At 57.2% G+C, this 21,312-nt stretch carries 16 protein-coding genes; 8 read left to right on the forward strand and 8 right to left on the reverse strand.

From position 1 onward, the window contains the following. Genes nuoL through ACQY4M_RS12375 form a run of 6 tightly spaced genes read left to right on the forward strand, consistent with a single transcriptional unit; the run spans position 1 to position 8,309 of the window. Entirely contained in the window at positions 1-2,085 is a 2,085-nt protein-coding gene (gene nuoL / locus ACQY4M_RS12350) for an NADH-quinone oxidoreductase subunit L (protein ID WP_428544389.1), read from the forward strand. Next, positions 2,085-3,623, forward strand: a complete 1,539-nt coding sequence (locus tag ACQY4M_RS12355; RefSeq protein WP_428544392.1) for an NADH-quinone oxidoreductase subunit M — start codon at positions 2,085-2,087, stop codon at positions 3,621-3,623. Before nuoL ends, ACQY4M_RS12355 begins: the two co-directional genes overlap by 1 nt. 10 nt (positions 3,624-3,633) lie before the next feature. After that, entirely contained in the window at positions 3,634-5,073 is a 1,440-nt protein-coding gene (nuoN, locus tag ACQY4M_RS12360; protein WP_428544395.1) for an NADH-quinone oxidoreductase subunit NuoN, read from the forward strand. Beyond that, positions 5,063-5,806 carry a biotin--[acetyl-CoA-carboxylase] ligase gene (locus tag ACQY4M_RS12365; RefSeq protein ID WP_428544398.1) on the forward strand — a complete coding sequence of 248 codons (744 nt, stop codon included), beginning with the start codon at positions 5,063-5,065 and terminating at the stop codon, positions 5,804-5,806. The genes nuoN and ACQY4M_RS12365 overlap by 11 nt, the downstream gene beginning before the upstream one ends. Before the next feature lie 53 nt (positions 5,807-5,859). Further along, positions 5,860-6,639 (forward strand): type III pantothenate kinase, encoded by a 780-nt coding sequence (locus ACQY4M_RS12370; RefSeq protein ID WP_428544401.1) that lies wholly within the window; start codon positions 5,860-5,862, stop codon positions 6,637-6,639. Beyond that, complete coding sequence (locus ACQY4M_RS12375; protein ID WP_428544404.1) at positions 6,636-8,309, forward strand: ribonuclease J; 1,674 nt, start codon at positions 6,636-6,638, stop codon at positions 8,307-8,309. Before ACQY4M_RS12370 ends, ACQY4M_RS12375 begins: the two co-directional genes overlap by 4 nt. 37 nt (positions 8,310-8,346) lie before the next feature. Here ACQY4M_RS12375 and ACQY4M_RS12380 read toward each other — a convergent pair whose 3' ends face one another. From ACQY4M_RS12380 to ACQY4M_RS12415, 8 genes are all read right to left on the reverse strand, one after another. Beyond that, positions 8,347-9,798, reverse strand: coding sequence for a DEAD/DEAH box helicase (locus tag ACQY4M_RS12380; protein WP_428544407.1), 1,452 nt, complete (start codon positions 9,796-9,798; stop codon positions 8,347-8,349). Between the two features lie 333 nt (positions 9,799-10,131). Then, positions 10,132-11,739 carry a peptide chain release factor 3 gene (locus ACQY4M_RS12385; RefSeq protein WP_428544410.1) on the reverse strand — a complete coding sequence of 536 codons (1,608 nt, stop codon included), beginning with the start codon at positions 11,737-11,739 and terminating at the stop codon, positions 10,132-10,134. 24 nt (positions 11,740-11,763) lie between these two features. Continuing rightward, the gene (locus tag ACQY4M_RS12390; RefSeq protein WP_428544413.1) at positions 11,764-13,602 is read right to left on the reverse strand and encodes an ABC transporter ATP-binding protein; all 1,839 of its coding nucleotides are present in this window, start codon (positions 13,600-13,602) and stop codon (positions 11,764-11,766) included. 186 nt (positions 13,603-13,788) lie between these two features. Beyond that, positions 13,789-14,832: an IS5 family transposase gene (locus ACQY4M_RS12395; protein WP_428539221.1), complete on the reverse strand. Its 1,044-nt coding sequence runs from the start codon at positions 14,830-14,832 to the stop codon at positions 13,789-13,791. An 80-nt stretch (positions 14,833-14,912) separates the two neighbouring features. Next, on the reverse strand, positions 14,913-15,638 hold the full coding sequence (locus ACQY4M_RS12400; protein ID WP_428544416.1) for a Hint domain-containing protein: 726 nt from the start codon (positions 15,636-15,638) through the stop codon (positions 14,913-14,915). A 165-nt stretch (positions 15,639-15,803) separates the two neighbouring features. Continuing rightward, positions 15,804-16,847, reverse strand: coding sequence for an IS5 family transposase (locus tag ACQY4M_RS12405; RefSeq protein ID WP_428539227.1), 1,044 nt, complete (start codon positions 16,845-16,847; stop codon positions 15,804-15,806). A 44-nt stretch (positions 16,848-16,891) separates the two neighbouring features. Then, positions 16,892-17,224: a hypothetical protein gene (locus ACQY4M_RS12410; RefSeq protein ID WP_428544419.1), complete on the reverse strand. Its 333-nt coding sequence runs from the start codon at positions 17,222-17,224 to the stop codon at positions 16,892-16,894. 171 nt (positions 17,225-17,395) lie between these two features. Continuing rightward, positions 17,396-18,622 (reverse strand): IS256 family transposase, encoded by a 1,227-nt coding sequence (locus ACQY4M_RS12415; RefSeq protein ID WP_428539582.1) that lies wholly within the window; start codon positions 18,620-18,622, stop codon positions 17,396-17,398. Between the two features lie 311 nt (positions 18,623-18,933). Between ACQY4M_RS12415 and ACQY4M_RS12420 the strand changes: the two genes are divergently transcribed. After that, entirely contained in the window at positions 18,934-19,713 is a 780-nt protein-coding gene (locus tag ACQY4M_RS12420) for an SDR family oxidoreductase (RefSeq protein ID WP_428544422.1), read from the forward strand. Between the two features lie 154 nt (positions 19,714-19,867). After that, complete coding sequence (locus ACQY4M_RS12425) at positions 19,868-21,232, forward strand: TrkH family potassium uptake protein (RefSeq protein WP_428544528.1); 1,365 nt, start codon at positions 19,868-19,870, stop codon at positions 21,230-21,232. The last annotated feature ends 80 nt before the right edge of the window (positions 21,233-21,312 follow it).

Here is a 21,312-nt window from a genome sequence, read left to right on the forward strand (position 1 = left end):
ATGCTGCAAACAATACTTTTTGCCCCCCTGATCGGCGCGCTAATCGCCGGTTTCGGTTGGCGGATCATTGGCGAAAAAGGGGCCGAGGTGCTGACCACGGGGCTGTTGTTCCTGTCAGCGCTACTATCCTGGGTGGTGTTCATCGGATTTGACGGGGAAACCCAGCACATCCAGATCCTGCGCTTTATCGAAAGCGGCTCGCTGTCCACCGATTGGGGTATCCGGCTGGACCGTTTGACCGCGATCATGTTGATTGTGGTCACTACAGTGTCCAGTCTGGTTCACCTTTACAGCATGGGATATATGGAGGATGACCCGCAATGGGGGGAGGGCCAGAATTATAAGGCGCGTTTCTTTGCGTATCTTTCCTTCTTTACCTTTGCCATGCTTGCGCTGGTGACGGCGGATAATCTGGTGCAGATGTTCTTTGGCTGGGAAGGTGTTGGCGTTGCCTCCTACCTGCTGATCGGCTTTTACTATAAGAAACCCAGTGCGAACGCCGCCGCGATCAAGGCCTTTGTGGTCAACCGTGTGGGCGACTTTGGCTTTGCTCTGGGCATCTTTGGCCTGTTCTATCTGACAGACAGTATCAAGATGGACGATGTGTTTGCCGCAGCCCCAGCACTGGCTGAAACCAATCTGCATTTCCTGTGGACTGACTGGAATGCCGCCAACCTGCTGGCCGTTCTGCTGTTCATCGGCGCGATGGGGAAATCGGCACAATTGTTCCTGCACACTTGGTTGCCCGACGCGATGGAAGGTCCGACCCCTGTGTCGGCCCTGATCCACGCCGCGACCATGGTGACTGCCGGTGTGTTCCTTGTCTGCCGCATGTCGCCGCTGATGGAATACGCTCCGCAAGCCACCGCGTTTATTGTGGTGATCGGTGCCGTCACGGCCTTTGCCGCGGCCACAATCGGGCTGGTGCAAAACGACATCAAACGCGTGATCGCCTATTCAACCATGTCGCAGCTGGGCTATATGTTCGTGGCGGCTGGTGTTGGTGCTTATGGCGTGGCGATGTTCCACCTGCTGACACACGCGTTTTTCAAGGCGATGTTGTTCCTTGGGGCGGGATCTGTGATCACCGCGATGCATCACGAACAGGACATGCGTAACTACGGAAACCTGCGTAAGAAAATCCCGCTAACGTTCTATGCAATGCTGATTGGCACGCTGGCGATTACCGGTGTGGGTATTCCGTTCAGTGGTGATTTGTTCGGTGTGCCGATCGGTTTTGCCGGCTTCCTTTCCAAGGATGCGATCATCGAATCCTCGTTCGGGGCGCAAACCGGTGTTGGCAACTTTGCCTTCTGGATGCTGGTTATCGCCGCGGCGTTCACCAGTTTCTATAGCTGGCGTTTGATGTTCATGACCTTCTGGGGTAAAGCGCGCGGTGATGCGCATACGCACGACCACGCCCACGAAAGCCCGCTGACCATGCTGGTGCCACTGGGGGTGTTGGGTCTTGGGGCCGTCTTCTCGGGGATGGTCTGGTATAACAGCTTCTTTGGGGATCATGAAAAGATGCTGACGTTCTTTGGGATCGAGCAGCATCAGGTCGAAGCCACAGCCGAGGGCACAGGTGCGTCGGAAGATACGGCAAGCCACGAAGCGATGGCCGGTATTGCGCCCAAAGGGGCAATCTTTATGGGGCCGGAAAACGAAGTGATCGAAAAGGCGCATGAATCGCCTGCCTGGGTCAAGGTGTCGCCGTTTATTGCGATGATTCTGGGGTTTGTGCTGGCATGGTATTTCTACATCGTGAACACCGCCGCACCCCGCCGTTTGGCCGAGGTTCAGCCGATGCTGCACCGGTTCTTGCTGAACAAATGGTATTTCGATGAAATTTACGATGTGCTGATCGTGCGCCCTGCGTTCGCGATTGGCCGGTTCCTGTGGAAGAAGGGTGATATGGGCGTGATTGATGGCAGCATCAACGGGGTAGCGATGCGGATAATTCCGTTCTTTACCCGCCTCGCGGGTCGCGCACAAAGCGGCTATGTCTTTACTTATGCGCTGTCTATGGTGATCGGGATTATTGTTCTGATCAGCTGGATGGCGATCGGCGGGGGGGCAGAATAATGGAAAATCTGCTGTCAATTGTCACCTTTATCCCCGCGCTAGCCGCGCTGATACTGGCGGTGTTCCTGCGCGGTAACGACCCTGCGGCGCAAAAGAATGCGAAATGGCTGGCGCTGCTGGCAACATCGGCCACCTTCATCCTGTCGATCTTTATTCTGACCGGGTTTGACCCGTCCGACACCGGCTTTCAATTTGTCGAGGAAAAGGACTGGATCCTTGGCCTGAAATACAAAATGGGCGTCGACGGGATTTCGGTTCTGTTCGTGATGCTGACCACCTTCCTGATGCCGATCACCATTGCGGCCTGCTGGAAGGTCGAGGTGCGCGTCAAGGAATATATGATCGCCTTCCTGCTGCTGGAAACCCTGATGCTGGGCGTGTTCATGGCGCTGGATCTGGTGCTGTTCTACCTGTTCTTCGAGGCAGGCCTGATCCCGATGTTCCTGATCATCGGTATCTGGGGGGGCGCAAACCGGATTTATGCGGCGTTCAAGTTCTTCCTTTATACCTTCCTTGGGTCGGTGCTGATGCTGGTGGCGATGGTTGCGATGTATCGTGACGCGGGCACCACGGATATTCCGATGCTGCTGAAACATACGTTTACCTCGGACACGATGGCGATATTCGGGTTCCAGATTGTCGGCGGGTTGCAAACCCTGCTGTGGCTGGCGTTCTTTGCGTCCTTTGCTGTGAAAATGCCGATGTGGCCGTTTCATACCTGGCTGCCCGATGCCCACGTTCAGGCCCCCACGGCGGGGTCGGTTGTGCTGGCCTCGGTGCTGTTGAAGATGGGGGGCTACGGGTTCTTGCGGTTCAGTCTGCCGATGTTCCCTGTGGCGTCGGATATTTTCACGCCGCTGATCATGTGGCTGTCGGTGATCGCGATTATCTACACCTCGCTTGTGGCGATGGTGCAGGAAGATATGAAAAAGCTGATCGCCTATTCGTCGGTTGCCCATATGGGCTATGTGACGATGGGGACATTCGCGATGAACCAGCAAGGCGTTGACGGGGCCATCTTCCAGATGGTCAGCCACGGCTTTGTCGCTGGCGCGCTGTTCCTGTGCGTTGGCGTGATCTATGACAGGATGCACACCCGCGATATTGATGCCTATGGCGGTCTGGTGAACCGGATGCCGAAATACGCACTGGTGTTCATGTTCTTCACCATGGCCAATGTCGGCCTGCCGGGGACATCCGGTTTCGTGGGCGAATTCCTGACATTGATGGGCACCTTTCAGGTGAACACATGGGCGGCGGCGTTCGCGACCACGGGCGTGATCCTGTCGGCATCCTATGCGCTGTGGCTGTATCGCCGCGTCGCATTCGGTGACCTGATCAAGGAAAGCCTGAAATCCATCACCGACATGGACACCCGCGAAAAGCTGATCTTTGCACCGCTGGTGTTCATGACACTGTTGCTGGGGGTATACCCGGCGCTGGTGCTGGACATCATCGGCCCCTCGGTCGAAGCACTTGTTAACAACTATCACGCAGTGATCCCGGTCGATAGCGCCGCGGCACTGGTATCACATTAGGGGTGGCGTAATGCTGAACACCGATATTTCCATTGTTCTGCCTGAGATCGTCCTGGCCTTGTTCGCCATGGCCGCCCTGCTGTTCGGGGTCTACACCAAGAAAGACAAGGTCGCGGGGCCGATCCTTTGGGCCACATCCGCCGTTCTGGCTGCAATTGGCATCTGGATTGCCATGTCGCCTGCGGGCACACACACAGCATTCAACGGGGCCTTTGTCGACGACAGCTTTGCGCGGTTTGCCAAGGTCACGATCCTGCTGTCCGCCGCCGCCGTTCTGCTGATGAGCGCGGATTTCATGTATCGCCGCGGATTGTTGCGGTTTGAATACCCCATTCTGGTGGCCCTGTCGGCTGTCGGCATGATGATGATGGTTTCGGCTGGCGACCTTATGGCGCTGTATATGGGGCTGGAGTTGCAATCACTGGCGCTTTATGTCGTTGCTGCCTTGAACCGTGACAGCCTGAAATCGACCGAAGCGGGCCTGAAATACTTTGTACTGGGCGCCTTGTCGTCAGGCATCCTGCTCTATGGCGCATCACTGGTTTACGGGTTCGCCGGAAGCACGGTATTTTCGGACATCATCGTTTCCGCTGAAGGGCACATTCCGCTGGGCCTGTTATTCGGTCTGACATTCGTGATCATGGGGCTGGCATTCAAAGTGTCCGCCGTGCCGTTCCACATGTGGGCGCCTGATGTTTACGAAGGTTCGCCCACACCTGTCACCGCCTTCTTTGCCACCGCACCGAAAATGGCCGCGATGGGGCTGTTTGCCCGCGTGGTGCATGATGCGTTTGGCATGGCCGTGGCGGACTGGAGCCAGATCATCGCGCTGCTGGCCGTGGCCTCGATGTTCGTCGGTTCGATTGCCGCGATCGGACAGACCAATATCAAACGCCTGATGGCCTATTCGTCGATTACCCACATGGGCTTTGCCCTGATGGGGTTGGCGGCGGGAACCGTTCTTGGTGTTCAGGCGATGCTGGTTTACATGGTGATCTATGTGACGATGAATATCGGCACCTTTGCCTTTATCATGTCGATGGAAAAAGACGGTGTTCCGTTGACTGATATTTCGGCCCTGAAACAATATTCAAAACGCGAACCATTAAGGGCACTGGCCCTGCTTTTGCTGATGTTCAGCCTTGCCGGTGTGCCGCCGCTGTTGGGGTTCTTCGGGAAGTTCTATGTGCTTAAGGCGGCCGTGGATGCCAATATGACTTGGCTGGCAACAGCGGGTGCAATCGCATCGGTGATCGGGGCGTTTTATTACCTGCGGATCGTTTACTATATGTATTTCGGCGAAAACGAAGAAGAAACGCTGGATGTCACGATGGCCCCGACCCAATGGGTGTTTCTGATGGCATCGGCAGCAATCATGCTGCTGGGTCTGGTGAACATGTTTGGCGTCGAAGGGTTCGCGGCTGCCGCCGCCGAGGCTCTTGTCAACTAACGACTGGCCTGCCGGTTACGGGCGGATCATTCTGCCCGAGGTCGACAGCACCCTTTCCGAGGCAACACGACAGGCTCCGTCATTGGCGGGGCCGACGTGGATTCTGGCCCATCGCCAAACCGCAGGGCGCGCACGGCGCGGGCGGGCGTGGGTTGATCCGGTCGGAAATTTTGCCGCAACACTGGTGATGCGCCCTGATGGTGGCCCTGCGCAGGCGGCGCTGAGATCCTTCATTGCCGCGCTGGCGCTGTATGACGCGATTGTCGCGGTGACGGGGCGTGCCACGGGACTGGCGCTGAAATGGCCCAATGACGTGCTGCTGAATGGCGGCAAGCTGGCGGGGATACTGCTGGAAAGCAACAGCACCGGTGCGCTGTCGATCGGTATCGGGGTGAACCTGTTGAACGCACCGGACAAGGCGCAGGTCGAAGAGGGGGCCGTGCCCCCCGTCAGCCTGCTGTCGGAAACCGGTGCAGATGTCACGCCCGAGGATTTCCTGAACGCCCTTGCCCCCGCCTTTGCCCGATACGAGACACAGTTCAACACCTATGTGTTTGCCCCGATCCGCACCGCATGGCTGGATCGTGCGGCGCGGTTGGGGCAGGTGATTACGGCGCGCACCGGTGCGAATGAATATACCGGCACGTTCGAAACGGTGGACGACAGTGGCGCACTTATACTAAGGACAAACCAAGGCCTTCAGGCGATCCCTGCAGGCGAGGTTCATTTCTAGGCGCGGGAACCGGTTTTGGGGCCAGGTTGCGCGATAACAAAAGGAAGCGCCATATGCTTTTGGCAATCGACTGCGGCAATACCAATACAGTTTTTTCCCTTTGGGACGGCGAAAAATTTCTATGCACCCTGCGCACGTCTACCCATCATGCGCGCACGGCGGATGCCTATTTCACCTGGTATTCCACATTGATCGGGCACTACGGCATCGACGCGCCGATTACAGATGTGGTGATTTCCTCGACCGTGCCACGGGTGGTCTGGAATCTGCGTGTTTTCGCGGACCGTTTCTTTGGCTGTCGACCGCTGGTGGTTGGCAAACCCGAATGCCTGTTGCAACACGCCCCGCGCGTGGACACCGGCACCGCTGTGGGGCCGGACCGGCTGGCCAATGCTGCCGGCGCCTTTGACCGACACGGTGGCGATGTGATGGTGGTGGATTTCGGCACGGCAACCAACATCGATGTGGTGGCCAGTGATGGTGCCTATGTCGGCGGGGTGATTGCCCCCGGTGTTAACCTGTCGCTGGAAGCCTTGCATCAGGGCGCCGCAGCCTTGCCGCATGTGGATATATCGCAACCGGACAAGGTGATAGGCACGAATACGGTTGAATGTATCCAGTCGGGGATATTCTGGGGCTATGTCGGGTTGATTCAGGGGTTGACCCAAAGGGTGCGGGACGAATATGGCAAACCGATGAAAATCATCGGCACCGGTGGTCTTGCCCCCCTTTTCGCGCAGGCAGAAACATTGTTTGACACGATCGAGGACGATTTGACCATGTATGGTCTGGTGGTGATCCACGCCTATAACAAAGAGCAGGGAAATATATGACGAAATCTGACCGGCTGATCTATCTGCCCCTTGGCGGGGCGGGTGAAATCGGCATGAACGCCTATGTCTATGGCTATGGCAAACCGGGCAAGGAACGCCTGATCCTTGTCGATATCGGCGTGACATTCCCCGATATGGACAGCAGTCCAGGGGTGAACCTGATTGTGCCCGATATTGCCTGGCTGGAAGCCAACAAAAGCCGTCTGGATGCGATTTTCATCACCCATGCCCACGAAGACCACGTTGGCGGGTTGGGCTATCTGTGGCGCCGTCTGGGCGCGCCGGTCTTTGCACGTGCCTTTACCGCCCACCACGCACGCCGCAAGATGGAGGATGCAGGGAATTCGCCGGACGAGGTAACCACCGTTTCGCCTTATCCCGAAACCGTCAAGGCAGGGCCGTTCACGGTGTCTTTCCTGCCGATATCCCACTCGATCCCCGAAAGTTCGGGCCTTGTGATCGACAGCCCCGCGGGGCGGGTGATCCATACGGGCGACTTCAAACTGGACGAAACTCCGGTGCTGGGCGAACCTTTCGACGAAGCGCTGTGGCGCGAGGTGTCCAAGGGCGGGGTCAAGGCGCTGGTTTGTGATTCCACCAATGTATTTTCCGAACATGCCGGCCGTTCCGAGGCCAGCGTGAAGCCCGAGATCACCAAGCTGGTGGCAGGGGCCAAGGGGATGGTCGTGGCGACCACCTTTGCCTCAAACATCGCGCGGTTGAAAACTTTGGCCGAGGCCGGGCAGGCGGCGGGGCGCGATGTGTGTCTGCTGGGTCGTGCCATGCAGCGGATGGTGGCGGCGGGCGAAGCCATGGGGATCATTGGGAAATTTCCCACAACCATTCCTGTGGAAGAGGCCCGCGATCTGCCGCGTAACAAATTGATGCTGATTGTCACTGGTTCTCAGGGCGAACGCCGTGCGGCCTCGGCGCAACTGTCGCGCGGGAAATATCTGGGGATGACGATGAAGGACGGGGATATGTTCCTGTTTTCATCCAAAACCATTCCGGGCAATGAGCGCGGCGTGATCCGCATTATGAATGCCTATTCCGAAATGGGTGTGGACATTGTGGACGACAGCGCCGGTCGCTACCACGTTTCCGGCCACGCCAACCGGCCCGACCTGCTGCGGATGCATGACATTGTGAACCCCGAAATGGTGATCCCGATGCACGGCGAACACCGGCATTTGCGCCAGCACACGCGGCTGGCGATTGAAAAGGGTCGCGCAGGGGCGTTGCTGGTCAACGGCATGATGGCCGACATTTCCGGCCCCGCACCCGATGTGGTGGAATACATCGAAACCGGCCGCACCTATCTGGATGGAACCGTGCAGATCGGGGCGATGGATGGCATCATCCGCGACCGGATCCGTATGGCGTTGAACGGGCATGTTACGGCCACCGTGATCATGGACGAGGACGACGAACCACTGGGCGATGCCTGGGTCGAGGTGATGGGGCTGGCCGAGCTGGGAAAATCCAACATGCCGCTGGTCGAGGTGGTCGAGGGTGATCTGGGCCAGATTCTGATGCGGATGAACGACAAAACCTTGCAGGATGACGACAAGATGGAAGAAGCCATCCGTCGCGAGGTGCGTCGGTCTGTTATGGACGAGATTGGCAAGAAACCCGAGGTGACGGTGGTTGTCAGCCGGTTGATCGGGTAGGGGTGGCGCAAGGCGGGGTTAAACCCCGCCCTACGGCTTAATTGTCGCGGCGGTCGTCAAAGCTTTTGGCGATGAAATCGGGCATGTGGTCGCCCATGCCGACAACCTTGTTCTGGTTGCCACGGCCTTTGTTATTATTGTTATTGCCCTTGTTCCCGCCGCGATTGCGTTCGCGCGGGGCGCGTTTTTGCGGTTCGTCTTTGGGCTGTTCCGCAGGTGTTTCCACCGCTTCTTTGGCTTCCACGGGTGCTTCGACCTTGGGTTTGCGGCTGCGCCGGGTGCGCTTTGGCTTTTCGCTCACTTCGTCTTTAGGTGCCTCGGGGGCGGGGGACGATTTGCTTGCAAGCGGGTTTTCCAGACGCGGGATTTTATTTCCCACCAGCCGTTCGATGTCTTCCAGATTCTTTTCGTCACGCGGAATGCAGATCATCAGCGCGGTGCCGGATTTGCCAGCCCGCCCTGTGCGACCAATGCGGTGAACGTAGTCTTCCGCATGACTGGGCACATCAAAGTTGAAGATGTGGCTCACATTGGGGATATCCAGCCCGCGCGCCGCTACATCCGAGGCACACAGGAACTTGATCTTGCCATCGCGAAAGCCGGCCAAAACTTCCATCCGGCGGGATTGATCCAGATCGCCGTGGATTGGTTCAGCATTATAGCCGTGCTTTTTCAGGGATTTGGCTACGGTATCCACATCAACTTTGCGGTTGCAAAACACAATCGCGCTGGTGCAGGAATCGCCTTCTTTTTCAATCATCGTTCGCAGAAGATCGCGTTTTTCACTGGCTTCGCGGCGTTTGTTTTCCGAGCGGAACATCACCACGCCCTGTTTGATATTCTCGCCTGTCGTTGCGGCGCGGGCCACTTCGATTTTGGCGGGATTTGACAGGAAGGTGTTGGTGATCCGTTCGATTTCGGGGGCCATGGTAGCGCTGAAGAACAGCGTCTGGCGGGTAAACGGCGTTAGGGAAAAGATACGTTCGATATCGGGGATAAAGCCCATATCCAGCATCCGGTCAGCCTCGTCCACCACCATGATCTGAACACCGGTCAGCATCAGCTTGCCGCGTTCGAAATGGTCCAGCAGACGGCCGGGGGTGGCGATCAGAACGTCGACGCCACGGTCGATCAGCTTGTCCTGCTCCTTGAAGGAAACGCCACCAATCAGCAGCGCCTTGGACAGTTTGCTGCCCACAGCGTAGTTGTCAAAGTTTTCAGCAACCTGCGCGGCCAGTTCCCGCGTGGGGGCCAGCACCAAGGAGCGCGGCATCCGCGCACGGGCGCGGCCGCGGCTGAGCATGGTGATCATCGGCAGGGTGAAGCTGGCGGTTTTGCCTGTGCCCGTCTGGGCAATGCCCAAAACATCGCGCCCTTCAAGCGCAGGGGGAATCGCGCCGGCCTGAATGGGGGTAGGGGTTTCGTAACCTGCGGCTTCAACCGCTTTTAATACTTTGGGCGATAATTTTAAATCGGCGAATTTTGTCATTGTTATCCGTGTTCTACGGCATTTCGCGCCGCATCGGTTCTGGGGGCGGGCGGCCCGGATGGCCAAAAGTTATGCACAAGCATCCCCCGAATAATGTCTGACCTACTGAAAATATGCAGCGGGGTCAATAAAGGTTCCGGATTCCGGTAAATACCAGCGTGACTGCGGCAAAACGATAAATGCTGAATAACTGGCAGTATATTTCAATGCCTGGAATAATTCATATTTATGAATGGGTTAGTGGTAACAGTCGGAAAGGCCAATAAACAAAGGTGCTTTTGGCCAGGGTATTTTACGCCAAAGGGGTATTGCGGCACAGGGCCGCAATACCTGCTAAAGCATCATTTCCTTGGTCGCGGTCAGTTTTACATCGGGATAATCGCGCACAACGCGGTCAATGTCCCATTGCAGCCGAGTCAGATAAACCGAGTCGCCATCGTTATCCGTGGCCATATGCCCCTTGTTTTCATTCACAAACTTATCCACAGCCTCTTTTGGTCCGGCAACCCAGCGGGCCGAGGTGAACTGGCTGGCCTCGAACCGCACCGGCAGATTGTATTCCTGCTCGATCCGGCTGGCCAGAACCTCGAATTGCAAGGCCCCTACAACGCCGACGATAAAGCCCGAGCCAATCATCGGTTTGAACACTTTGGCGGCGCCTTCTTCCGCAAACTGCATCAGCGCCTTTTCCAGATGTTTGGCCTTCATCGGGTCACCGGCCCGAACCGTTTGCAGCAGTTCCGGCGCAAAGGACGGGATGCCGGTAACGCGCAGGGCCTCGCCTTCGGTCAGTGTGTCGCCAATGCGCAATTGCCCGTGGTTGGGGATGCCGATGATGTCGCCTGCCCATGCTTCTTCGGCCAACTCGCGATCAGCGGCCAGAAACAGCACGGGGTTCGAGATGCTCATCACCTTTTTGCTGCGCACATGGGTCAGTTTCATGCCACGTTTGAAATGGCCCGAGGCCAGCCGCACAAAGGCCACGCGGTCGCGGTGTTTGGCATCCATATTGGCCTGCACCTTGAACACGAACCCTGCGACGTTCTTTTCTTCGGGCATCATCGGGCGGGGGGTGGCGGGCTGTGGCTGTGGCTCGGGGCCATAGTTGGCGATGCCATCCATCAGTTCTTTCACGCCGAACGAATTGATTGCCGAGCCAAACCAGATCGGGGTCAATGTTCCCTCTAACATCGCCTTGGCGTCCATCGGCGGCATCAGTTCGCGCACCATTTCCACGTCTTCGCGCAGCTTTTCCAGCAGATCGGCGGGGACGTGCTCGGCCAGTTTGGGATCATCCAGCCCGTTGATCGAAACGCTTTCGGCCACTTTGTTGCGGTCGGCGCGGTCCATTAGTTCCAGACGGTCGCGCAGCAGATCGTAACAGCCGATAAAATCACGGCCAACGCCGATGGGCCAACTGGCGGGGGTGACATCAATTGCCAGATTTTCCTGAATTTCATCAATAATTTCGAATGTATCGCGGCTTTCGCGGTCCATTTTATTACAGAAGGTCAGGATCGGCAAATCACGCAGGCGGCACACTTCGAACAGTTTTTGGGTCTGGCTTTCGATCCCCTTAGCCCCGTCGATCACCATCACGGCGGCATCGACAGCCGTCAGGGTGCGGTAGGTATCCTCGGAAAAATCCGAGTGGCCGGGGGTGTCGACAAGGTTGAACCGGTAGTTGCCAAAATCAAACGACATGGCGGATGCGGACACCGAGATGCCGCGGTCCTGCTCCATCTTCATATAGTCAGATCGGGTGCGGCGGGATTCACCTTTGGCACGCACCTGTCCGGCCATCTGGATTGCGCCACCATAAAGCAGGAATTTTTCCGTCAGTGTGGTTTTACCCGCATCGGGGTGGCTGATGATCGCGAATGTGCGGCGCCGCGCGATTTCGAGCGGCAATTCGGGGCGATTTGTGCTTTGGTCCAACATGGTCCCGCGTATAGGGGGGCAGGATTATGAGCGCAACACAAAGTGGCCCGGTTCTACCTCGTCATACAATGACGGGCCGGGGTCGTAATCCAGCGGAAAGATCGGCGAGGGGATCGGTTTAAAGTTCAGGTCCGCCTCGACCTTGCGCTTGCGCGGGTCGGCCACGGGCACAGCCGACAGCAGGCTTTGGGTGTATTCGTGCTGTGGATTTTCAAACACGGCAGCGCGTGGGCCGATTTCGACGATGCGACCCAGATACATTACGGCGGTGCGGTGGCTGACCCGTTCGACCACGGCCATATCGTGGCTGATGAACAGGAAGGAAATGCCAAGGTCAGCCTGTAGTTCCATCATCAGGTTCAGCACCTGCGCCTGCACGGTCACATCCAGCGCCGATACGGATTCATCCGCGATGATCAGTTTCGGGTTCAGCGCCAAGGCGCGGGCAATCGCGACCCGCTGGCGTTGCCCGCCGGACAGTTCGTGCGGGTAACGGCGCATGAATTCGCGTGGCAGTTCCACGCGGTCAAACAGGGTGGCCACCCGGTCATGCAGGGCCGAGCCGCGTTCAACCTTGTAGTTCAGCAGCGGTTCGGCAACCTGGTCGGACAGGCGCATTTGCGGGTTCAGCGAGGCAAAAGGATCCTGGAACACCATCTGCATATTGCGTCGTGCCTCGCGTAGTTCGCCCGGATCCATCTGTAAAATATCTTGACCGTTCAGCAGAACCTGACCGGATTGCGGCGTGTTCAGCCGCAGGATCGAGCGGCCACAGGATGATTTACCACAACCGGATTCCCCCACCAGCGACAAGGTTTCGCCAACATTGATGGAAAAGGACACATCCTCGACCGCATGCACGTTGGAGATGGTGCGTCGTAGTAAACCGCCCTTGACCGGAAACCGCTGCACAAGGTTTTTCACATCCAGCAACAATTCGTCCGTGGCGATGATCGGTTCACCCGCATGGGGGTTTTCCTCGCCTAGAATACGCATCCGTTCAGGCGCGGATTTGCTGCGCATTTCACCCAGTTTGGGAACGGCGGACAGCAGGGCCTTGGTGTAATCCTCTTGCGGGTTCTCGAAGATGTCTGTGACAGACCCTTCTTCAACCATATTGCCACGGAACATCACCACCACACGGTCGGCCATTTGCGCGACCACCGCCATATCGTGGGTGATGAATAAAACAGCGGTGCCGGTTTCGCGTTTCAGCCGGTCGATCAGCGCCAGAATTTCGGCCTGAATGGTCACGTCCAGCGCGGTTGTGGGTTCGTCCGCGATCAACACGCGCGGCTCGCAGGCCAGCGCCATCGCGATCACCACACGTTGGCGCATCCCGCCGGATAATTCGTGCGGGTATTGTTTTAGGCGGCGTTCTGGCTCGGGAATGCGCACGCGGCGCATCAGCTCCAGCGCATGATCGGCGGCCTCTTTTTTCGACATGCCTTTGTGAACGCGAAGGCCCTCGGTCAGTTGGCGCTCGATCGTGAACACGGGGTTTAGCGATGTCATCGGTTCCTGAAAGATCATACCGATTTCATTGCCGCGGATGGTGCGCATCAAATCGTTTTCGGCATGGGCCAGATCAATCGCGCCTTTCCCATCTCCGTGGTCGCGACGGTCAAACATGATCCGCCCGCCTGTGATTTCGCCACCGCCAAATTCGACCAGCCGCATCAGCGACAGCGAGGAAACCGACTTGCCGGAACCGGATTCGCCCACCACACAGACGGTTTCACCGGGATTGATGCTAAAGCTGATGTCCTCGACCCCGATAACAGGGCCGTCTTTGGTGGAAAACTCGACCCGGAGGTTTTCAATGGAAACAAGCGGGGTGGGTTTGGAAGTTTCGTCAAGCATCAGTCAGGTAGCCCAGTTTGATTGTGAGTTGCACGACAGTAGCGCGGAATGGGGGCATGTCAAACCCGAACCATTCCAATTCAAAGACCTCTGCATGAGGCCATGGCTTTCGGTTGAAGCAAGATTTCGGCCGCCCACCTTGCGCCCCTGCGGGTCCGGCGGACAGACGGGTGGCGGGGTTTGGGGCTATGCGATTGCGGGGGTTTGCGGGTTGAGGGTGATCCTGTTTGCGGCCTTGAGCAGGTTTTGCGCGATGGCGGCCATGACCATCTGGGCATGCACCCTGGCGCGCCCGAAATATCTCGCCCGCTGCAGGCCGAAGAGGCGTTTCATCGTGCCGAAAGTCTGCTCGATGCGGAAGCGGCGTTTCGAAATCAGCCGGTTGAAGCGTTTCTCCGATTGCCGCAGGGGGCGGCCGCGCGCTGCCTTGCGCAGGATGCCGTCGCGGTATTTGCCGCGCAGCATCTGGCGGTTGGCCTTGCTCGCATAGGCCTTGTCGGCCAGCACCCGCTGCGCCTTTGCGCCCGCGATCATGGTGGCGAATTCGGGGCTTTCGGCGGCATTGGCGGGCGTGGTGTGCACCTTGTCGATAAAGCCCTCTTCGTCGCAGCGGGCAAAGCCCTTGTAGCCGAGCGTGCTCTTGCGGCCCTTCTTGACCCAGCGGGCATCAGGGTCGGCGCTGAAATGCAGCTGTGCCCCGTCGGGTGAGACCTCGGGCGGATCATCCGGCGTCCCTTCCCTTGCCCCGTCCTCTGCCCGGTCCTGCGGGGCGTCGATATGGGTGCGCGGGCGCGCCGCCGCCGCGATCAGGGTCGCATCAATGATCGCCGCCTCAGCCTCTTTCAGCTTCAGCCCATGCGCCTCGATCTGGCGGCAGACCTCGGCCAGCAGCTCATCGTAAACGCCACCCCGGACCAGCGCATTGCGGAACCGGCAGTGGGTCGTCTCATCCGGCACCGACGCGTGCAGATCGAGCCCGCAGAACAGCATGAAATCCAGCCGCACCTTCAAGGCCCGCTCCAGCTTCGGGTCGCTCAGCCCGTGCCACTGGCCAACCAGAAGACACTTGAACAGAACCAGCGGATCATAGCCCTGAGGCCCGATCCCCGAGCGCCCCAGACCGCGCCGCAGGATCGGCAAAAACGAGTTCCAATCCATCAGCGCGTCGATCTTCGACAGAACGTCATCCGCGCCGATCCGTGCCGCCGCTTCGTGCAGGAAAAGGTCCATCTATTCACCCCAGAGATTTCCCGGCTAGCTTACCAAAACGGCCAACCCGGGGGAATCCCGATGTTATGCAGAGGTCTTATTCAGATATTTGAAGCGCGGTGCAACCGTTCGGCAATGTCCCCGCCGTAAATATCGTCTGGGTCGAGTTCGAATTCTTCGTGTGTCTGTTTGCTGTGCTGGTGCAACATATGCCCGATTTTTTGTGCTAAATCTTTGGGCAGCGCCGGAGTGGTCCTGTCATCCAGTATCAGGCTTTCGGCGGCAATTCCCTCGGCAAAAATTATCTGGTGATTGTCAAACAGCAATTGGTAGTAGTCAACAAAACCACCCGTTTGGCGAATAATGTTGCGGCCGTTGATCAGATGCTTTGCCTTGACCAGAACCTCGCTTCGGCCTGTGCCCAACTGATCCACGCGTTGATAAATGAACAGCCGGTGATTAGGGCTGACGGCCAGATCGTTTTCATTGTTCAATGTGCCCTTGGCAATTACGACAGGGGCAAAATCGCCAATAGCGCGCATGGTTGTCTGGCCGATCCAGCGAATGGCTTGAATGCCGTTATCACGGGTCAATACCTTGTCGCCGATATGCAGGTTTTCAATCGGGCGCTGCTCGCCACTGGCCATCGTAATGTGGGTACCACGGGCAAAGCTGGCGCAGGCGGCTTCGGCCATACGGTCGGCGGCGTTTTCTCGGTCAACTTTGACCAGACGATAATCCGTTTTCGACAGCAGCGGGGCGAGCGGCATCAGATAGATATCGACAATCAGACCGGTTGTCTGATCTACTTCGACAAGAATAACCACATCAAATGGTGTCAGGGAACCTCTGTAAATTCCCGTTTTCGCCTTCTTCGCGGCGGGGTGGACGGTTTTTCGCCTGTCCCGCCTGATTGCTTCGGATCATAAACCCATTTTCACCGGTTTCAAGCCGGTTTTGGGTATTTCAGGCACACCTCACCCCATGAACCCTTATCCCGGCGCCGCCAGGCCGCATTCGAACTGGACGAAGCGCTTCATGTTGTAGACCAGGTTCATCATCCCGATGCGAAATCGCGCCCGCTTCAGGCCGATGGAGCGGATCAGCTTGCCGCCCATGGAGCGCTCCTGAAAAGCGAATACATGCTCGACCCGGACCCGCACTTTCGAGCGCCTCCGGTTGGCCTTTTGCTGGCGCTCGCCAAGCGGCTTGCCGCGCCTGCCCTTGTGATGGATATGGCTGTGAAGCCCCCGCTCTTCCAGCTCGCTTTCGATCTTTTGCGAGCGATAGGCGCTGTCGGCCCACAGGTCCGATGAGGTGTTGCTCGCATCAATCAGACCGGCAAGCGCCTGGCTGTCATGCACGGCGGCATCGGTGACATCATAAGCGCGGATGAATTTGTGCCGCCGGTCGACATTGATGTGGTTCTTGTAGCCGTAATAGCTCTTGCCGTGCTTCTTCGTCCAGCGCGCATCCACGTCCTTCTGGCGCTTCTTGTGGGGTTTTTCCTCCCACTCTTCAGGCGTTTCGCCCGCCTTGATTTTCTCGTTCTCGTCCCTTTTGTTGTGCTGGCGCGGCGCCGGAACGATGCTCGCATCAACAATCTGCCCGCCCATCGCCAGATAGCCCTTTTCGCGCAGAAAGGCATCGAACTTGTCAAACAGCTCCTTCATCTTCCCGGCCCCGGCCAGCCTTTCACGGTAGGCCCAGATGGTCTTGGCGTCAGGTACGCTGTCTTCAATGCCAAGGCCGAGAAACCGCATGAACGACAGGCGGTCGCGGATCTGATACTCGATCTGATCGTCAGAGAGGTTGTAGAGCTGCTGCAAAACCATCGTCTTGAATATCAGCACCTCATCCCAAGGCGGGCGGCCAGCGTTGGATTTGCGCTGTTCGGGCGGCGTGCGCCATATGGCCTTCAGCTCGTCCCGGTAATCCTCGAACGGCACCATGTCGTTGAGCAACACCAGCGGATCACCAGATTTGTCCAGTCCCGCGTATCGGCTGGAAAGATCAAAAAATCCCATCTGACCCATGACAAAACCCCGTCGGTCGAATCATTTTCATCCTGATGACGATTCTACCCCGTCAGGCCGGATTTTGGGGGATTTTTAGAGGTTCCCGTCAGATCATTCCCCATCAGCGTAACAGCGCAATCCGGAAACACCCTGTTGCCACTTTTTCCCGTTGGTGATCCGTCTGCGATAACGAAATAATCGGTGTTTTGCCGGTCTATGATCAGTGGAACCTGACGTATATTTTCTGCAAGAGTGTAAACATCATCTAGAACCAGTTCATCGGCGTGGCCGATTGGGTCTTTGTAATTCACGCAATCGGTCACACAAAATCCCGCTGCCGCATAAACCGGCAACGTTCTCGTAATTTTTACAGCTTCGGTATTTTGCTTGTTCATAGCCAATATTGCACGCGATCCGATATACTAGCACGCCATCCATCTTGCACGGATAACCCCATCCAAGATGGCTGATTTGATTTTGTTACTGGAGCCCCTCTACAGGGTTGTGTCTCGAAAGTGGTGGAAATTGATTTCAGGCACCTCCGAGCGGGTTGAGTTATGCGCCGGTCAGGCGGCTTGGTCAAGGGTTGCGTCGGCGACGGGCTGAGCGAGCGTTTCCCAGCCATCGACCTTTCGCATGACGATCTGCCCCGAGGCCATCAGAGCCCAAAGCAGCATCGGCACGGTCTCGGCGCATGGCAGCACGGTCTGGGTCTTGATGCGGCGGCGGAATTCCTCGTTCAGGCGTTCGATCGCATTTGTCGTTCTGGCCGATTTCCACTGGCCTTGTGGCAGACGCGTGAAGGTGAAAAGCTTATCTCCTGCTTCTTCCAAGCTGTCAGCGACGGCCTTGCATTTCAGCCGCCATTTTCGCAGAAATGCCTTGCGGCGGGTGGCGATTTCCTCGGGTGTTTTGGCGTAGATCATGTCGCGGTAATCTTCTGTCAACTCATCATGCATACGCTTGGGTGCCTTGGCCAGAAGGTTGCGGTGCTTGTGCACCGTGCACCTCTGGATCGGCAGATCTTCACCCCAGAGGGCAATGAGAGCGACCTCAAGTCCCGGTGCCCCGTCCACGATGACAAATTCGGGCCGTTTCAACCCGCGCGCATCCAGATCGTTGATGAACTGACGCCAGGCGGAGGTGCTTTCGCCGCCCATGTTCATCAGTGATAACAAGACCTTCTGCCCATCCCGGCGCACGCCAATCGCGGCCAGAACCGAGATATTGGTGGCCTTCCTGTCAATCCGCGTTTTGATCACGGTGCCGTCCAGGATCAGCCGCACGATGTCTTCATCCGCAAGGCTGCGGGCGCACCACGCCTGCCAGTCCACCTTCACCTTGCGCCAGGCGCGGCTCACCACATCCTTGCTGACCGCCCCCTGAAACAGGCCGAACAGGGCGCGTTTTACCCGCCGTGTGTTGGTGCCCGAAAGGTAGACAGCAGCGATCAGCGCCTCGGCCTTCTTCGTCAGCCGCTGGTAGCGGGGCAATGCCTTCGAGCGCCATTCTCTGGCCTTGCCGGCCTCGCCTGTGATCCGCGCACGCGGCACGCGCACCGTTTCGGTTCCAAATGTTCCGACCAGTTGCCGCTCGCGATGCCCGTGGCGGTATCCGGCCTTTGCCCCGCCGCTGCGGCCATACCGGCAACGGCCCAGAAACTGCTCCAGCTCCTCTTCGAAAACCGCCTCGATCGTCGCGCGGATGTTCTGGCGCAGCCGGTCTTCAATCGGGTCATAGCCTGCTTCATTGGCCAGTAGCGCGGATGTCGATGTTGCTGTATTCTTTGTCATGGCGTGATCTCCTTGGCGGTTCCAGCCGCCGGTTGGGTGGCTTCGATGCACCCGGAGATTACGCCGTCCTCGAATTTCCACCAAACTCGCGACACTACCCCTCTACACACAAAGAGACATTAGTTAGCAGTTACTGTAACGTCAACTTGTTTGCCTGCAAATGGTAAGGTGGTCACCGATTTACGGCCACCTTGGCGGTTTCACTCTTGTAGAAGATTTGTTGAAGTGGAGTAACTCACCTCGAAGCTGTTATTGCGATTCGCTGGATCAGGCGTGATAAAGGTTGGGTGTAATACAGGGGAGAATTGACCATGGAAACGGGTATTGCAGGCAAACGAGCACTGGTTTGTGCGTCATCAAAAGGATTGGGCCGTGGCTGCGCCGAGGCTTTGGCTGCCGAAGGGGTGCATCTGGTGATGAATGCCCGCACCGAAGGGCCATTGCTGACCGCTGCCAGGGAAATCAGTGATAAATACGGGGTCGAGGTTGAGGCTATTGCCGCCGACATTACCAGCGAGGAAGGCCGCGCCAAGGTGCTGGCTGCGGCCGGGGATGTGGATATTCTGGTGACCAACGCGGGTGGCCCGCCCCCCGGCATGTGGACGGATTGGGAGCGTGAAGATTTCATCAAGGCGCTGGACGCCAATATGCTGACGCCGATTGCGCTGATGAAGGCGCTGTTGCCGGCGATGATGCAAAAGGGCTGGGGCAGGGTCGTGAACATTACCTCGCAGTCGGTCAAAGCGCCGATCGCGGTTCTTGGCCTGTCCAATACTGCCCGCACCGGTCTGACGGGTTATGTCGCCGGCACCGCGCGGCAGGTGGCCGGATCGGGTGTTACGATCAACAACCTGCTGCCAGGCATCCATGCAACGGATCGTGCGGTATCGCTGGATCAAGGAGTCTGCAAGGCGCAAGGGATCACGATTGAACAGGCGCAGGCGCAACGTATGGCCACCATAACGGCAGGGCGTTATGGCACACCGGAAGAATTTGGCGCGGCCTGTGCATTTTTATGTTCGGACAAGGCGGGATTTATCGTCGGGCAGAATATTTTGCTGGATGGTGGCGGGGTGAATTCAACGCTATAGCACAATTGAAACATATCGGTACGAAAAGGTCGTGGAATGTTGACCCGCAGCCATTTGGACGCAATATGGAAGTTCCCAAAATAACCCAAGGGCACAGCTGTTGCGTTTAATTGTATTTATCAACGGGTTGATCCTGATTTTCGGCGGCGTGTTAATGGCGGTTGTGGCAATCGTTTTTGGCAACGAGTCGGGGGTTTTTTTGCTAACATCCGCTTTGTCCATCACATTGGGTGCATTGTTGGCGCTGGCCTCGCATTGCGATTTCCCCGATTTGCAAACGCGTAAAACCTTTTTACTGACTGCGACCGTTTGGTTGACTGCTTCGGCTTTTGGCATGTTCCCGCTTTACATGTGGGGGCTGTCATTTACCGATGCCTTTTTTGAATCCATGTCTGCGGTAACGACAACCGGCTCAACGGTGATGAGCGGTCTGGACACAACAGCACATGATATTCTGTTGTGGCGCGGCATTCTGCAATGGCTGGGCGGGGTTGGTTTTATCGTGACAGGTATGGCACTGCTGCCAATGTTGAAAGTGGGCGGGATGCAGTTGTTTCGCACCGAAAGCTCGGATCAGGGTGAAAAAGAGCTGAAAAGCTCGACCATGTTTGCCGCAGCGACATTCTGGGCTTATTTGTTCCTGACCATAGCGTGCATGCTGGCATATTCCTGGGGCGGGATGAGCGTTTTTGATGCCATCGTGCACGGGTTGACGACACTGTCCTCGGGCGGTTTTTCCAATTACGATTCATCGTTTGGACATTTTGACAGCCCATTTTTGCAATGGACGGGCACCTTTTTCATGGGATGCGCCGGTATCCCCTTTGCCTGGTATATACGCGCTGCACGCAAACAGGATTTTCGTAGCGAACAGGTTCGGGTCTATCTGGCAGTGGTAGCGGGGGCGACGCTGTTGTTGACGCTCTGGCTGTCGGCCTTTCGCGGGTTCGATGTGATGGACGCATTGCGTCTGGTTACTTTTAACGTGGTATCGGCAGTGACGACGACGGGGTATGCCACCACGGATTACACCACATGGGGCGGGTTGGCGGCAGTTGCATTTTTCTTGCTGACGGCCTCGGGGGGCTGCACGGGGTCAACGGCGGGCGGTGCCAAGATGATGCGCTGGATCATTCTGGTGCGTAGCCTGAAGATCCAGATATACAAAATCCGGTATCCGCATGTGGTCATGCCATTGAAATACGAAGGCAAAACCGTTTCCGACAATGTACTGGACGGGGTGATGTCATTCTTTGTGTTCTATATTTTTACCGTGGCTATTCTGGCAGCATTGCTGAATATGATCGGGCTGGATTTTTCCACCGCGATCAGTGGCGCGCTGACGTCGGTCGCAAATGTTGGCCCGGGTGTGGGAAATATCATCGGGCCTGCCGGAAACTTTGCCAGCTTGCCGGATTCCGCCAAATGGGTGCTGTTTTTCGGCATGTATGTCGGGCGGCTGGAAATGCTGACCGTGTTTATGTTGCTGACCCGTGGATTCTGGCGCGAGGCAGTTTAACATTGGCACAAGATTGCGTGAGCAAGGCGTAGCATGGTTGCGCCGGTCATATCCTCTGGTTAGCTGTTCCTGAAAAGACG

This window comes from Profundibacter sp. (assembly GCF_965277155.1).
Classification (GTDB): Bacteria; Pseudomonadota; Alphaproteobacteria; order Rhodobacterales; family Rhodobacteraceae; genus Profundibacter.

Coding starts and splice junctions, on each gene's coding strand:
- nuoL (WP_428544389.1), top strand. CDS start 1: ATGCTGCAAACAATACTTTTTGCCCCCCTGATCGGCGCGCTAATCGCC.
- ACQY4M_RS12355 (WP_428544392.1), top strand. CDS start 2,085: ATGGAAAATCTGCTGTCAATTGTCACCTTTATCCCCGCGCTAGCCGCG.
- nuoN (WP_428544395.1), top strand. CDS start 3,634: ATGCTGAACACCGATATTTCCATTGTTCTGCCTGAGATCGTCCTGGCC.
- ACQY4M_RS12370 (WP_428544401.1), top strand. CDS start 5,860: ATGCTTTTGGCAATCGACTGCGGCAATACCAATACAGTTTTTTCCCTT.
- ACQY4M_RS12375 (WP_428544404.1), top strand. CDS start 6,636: ATGACGAAATCTGACCGGCTGATCTATCTGCCCCTTGGCGGGGCGGGT.
- ACQY4M_RS12380 (WP_428544407.1), bottom strand. CDS start 9,798: ATGACAAAATTCGCCGATTTAAAATTATCGCCCAAAGTATTAAAAGCG.
- ACQY4M_RS12385 (WP_428544410.1), bottom strand. CDS start 11,739: ATGTTGGACCAAAGCACAAATCGCCCCGAATTGCCGCTCGAAATCGCG.
- ACQY4M_RS12390 (WP_428544413.1), bottom strand. CDS start 13,602: ATGCTTGACGAAACTTCCAAACCCACCCCGCTTGTTTCCATTGAAAAC.
- ACQY4M_RS12395 (WP_428539221.1), bottom strand. CDS start 14,832: ATGGACCTTTTCCTGCACGAAGCGGCGGCACGGATCGGCGCGGATGAC.
- ACQY4M_RS12405 (WP_428539227.1), bottom strand. CDS start 16,847: ATGGGTCAGATGGGATTTTTTGATCTTTCCAGCCGATACGCGGGACTG.
- ACQY4M_RS12410 (WP_428544419.1), bottom strand. CDS start 17,224: ATGAACAAGCAAAATACCGAAGCTGTAAAAATTACGAGAACGTTGCCG.
- ACQY4M_RS12415 (WP_428539582.1), bottom strand. CDS start 18,622: ATGACAAAGAATACAGCAACATCGACATCCGCGCTACTGGCCAATGAA.
- ACQY4M_RS12420 (WP_428544422.1), top strand. CDS start 18,934: ATGGAAACGGGTATTGCAGGCAAACGAGCACTGGTTTGTGCGTCATCA.
- ACQY4M_RS12425 (WP_428544528.1), top strand. CDS start 19,868: ATGGCGGTTGTGGCAATCGTTTTTGGCAACGAGTCGGGGGTTTTTTTG.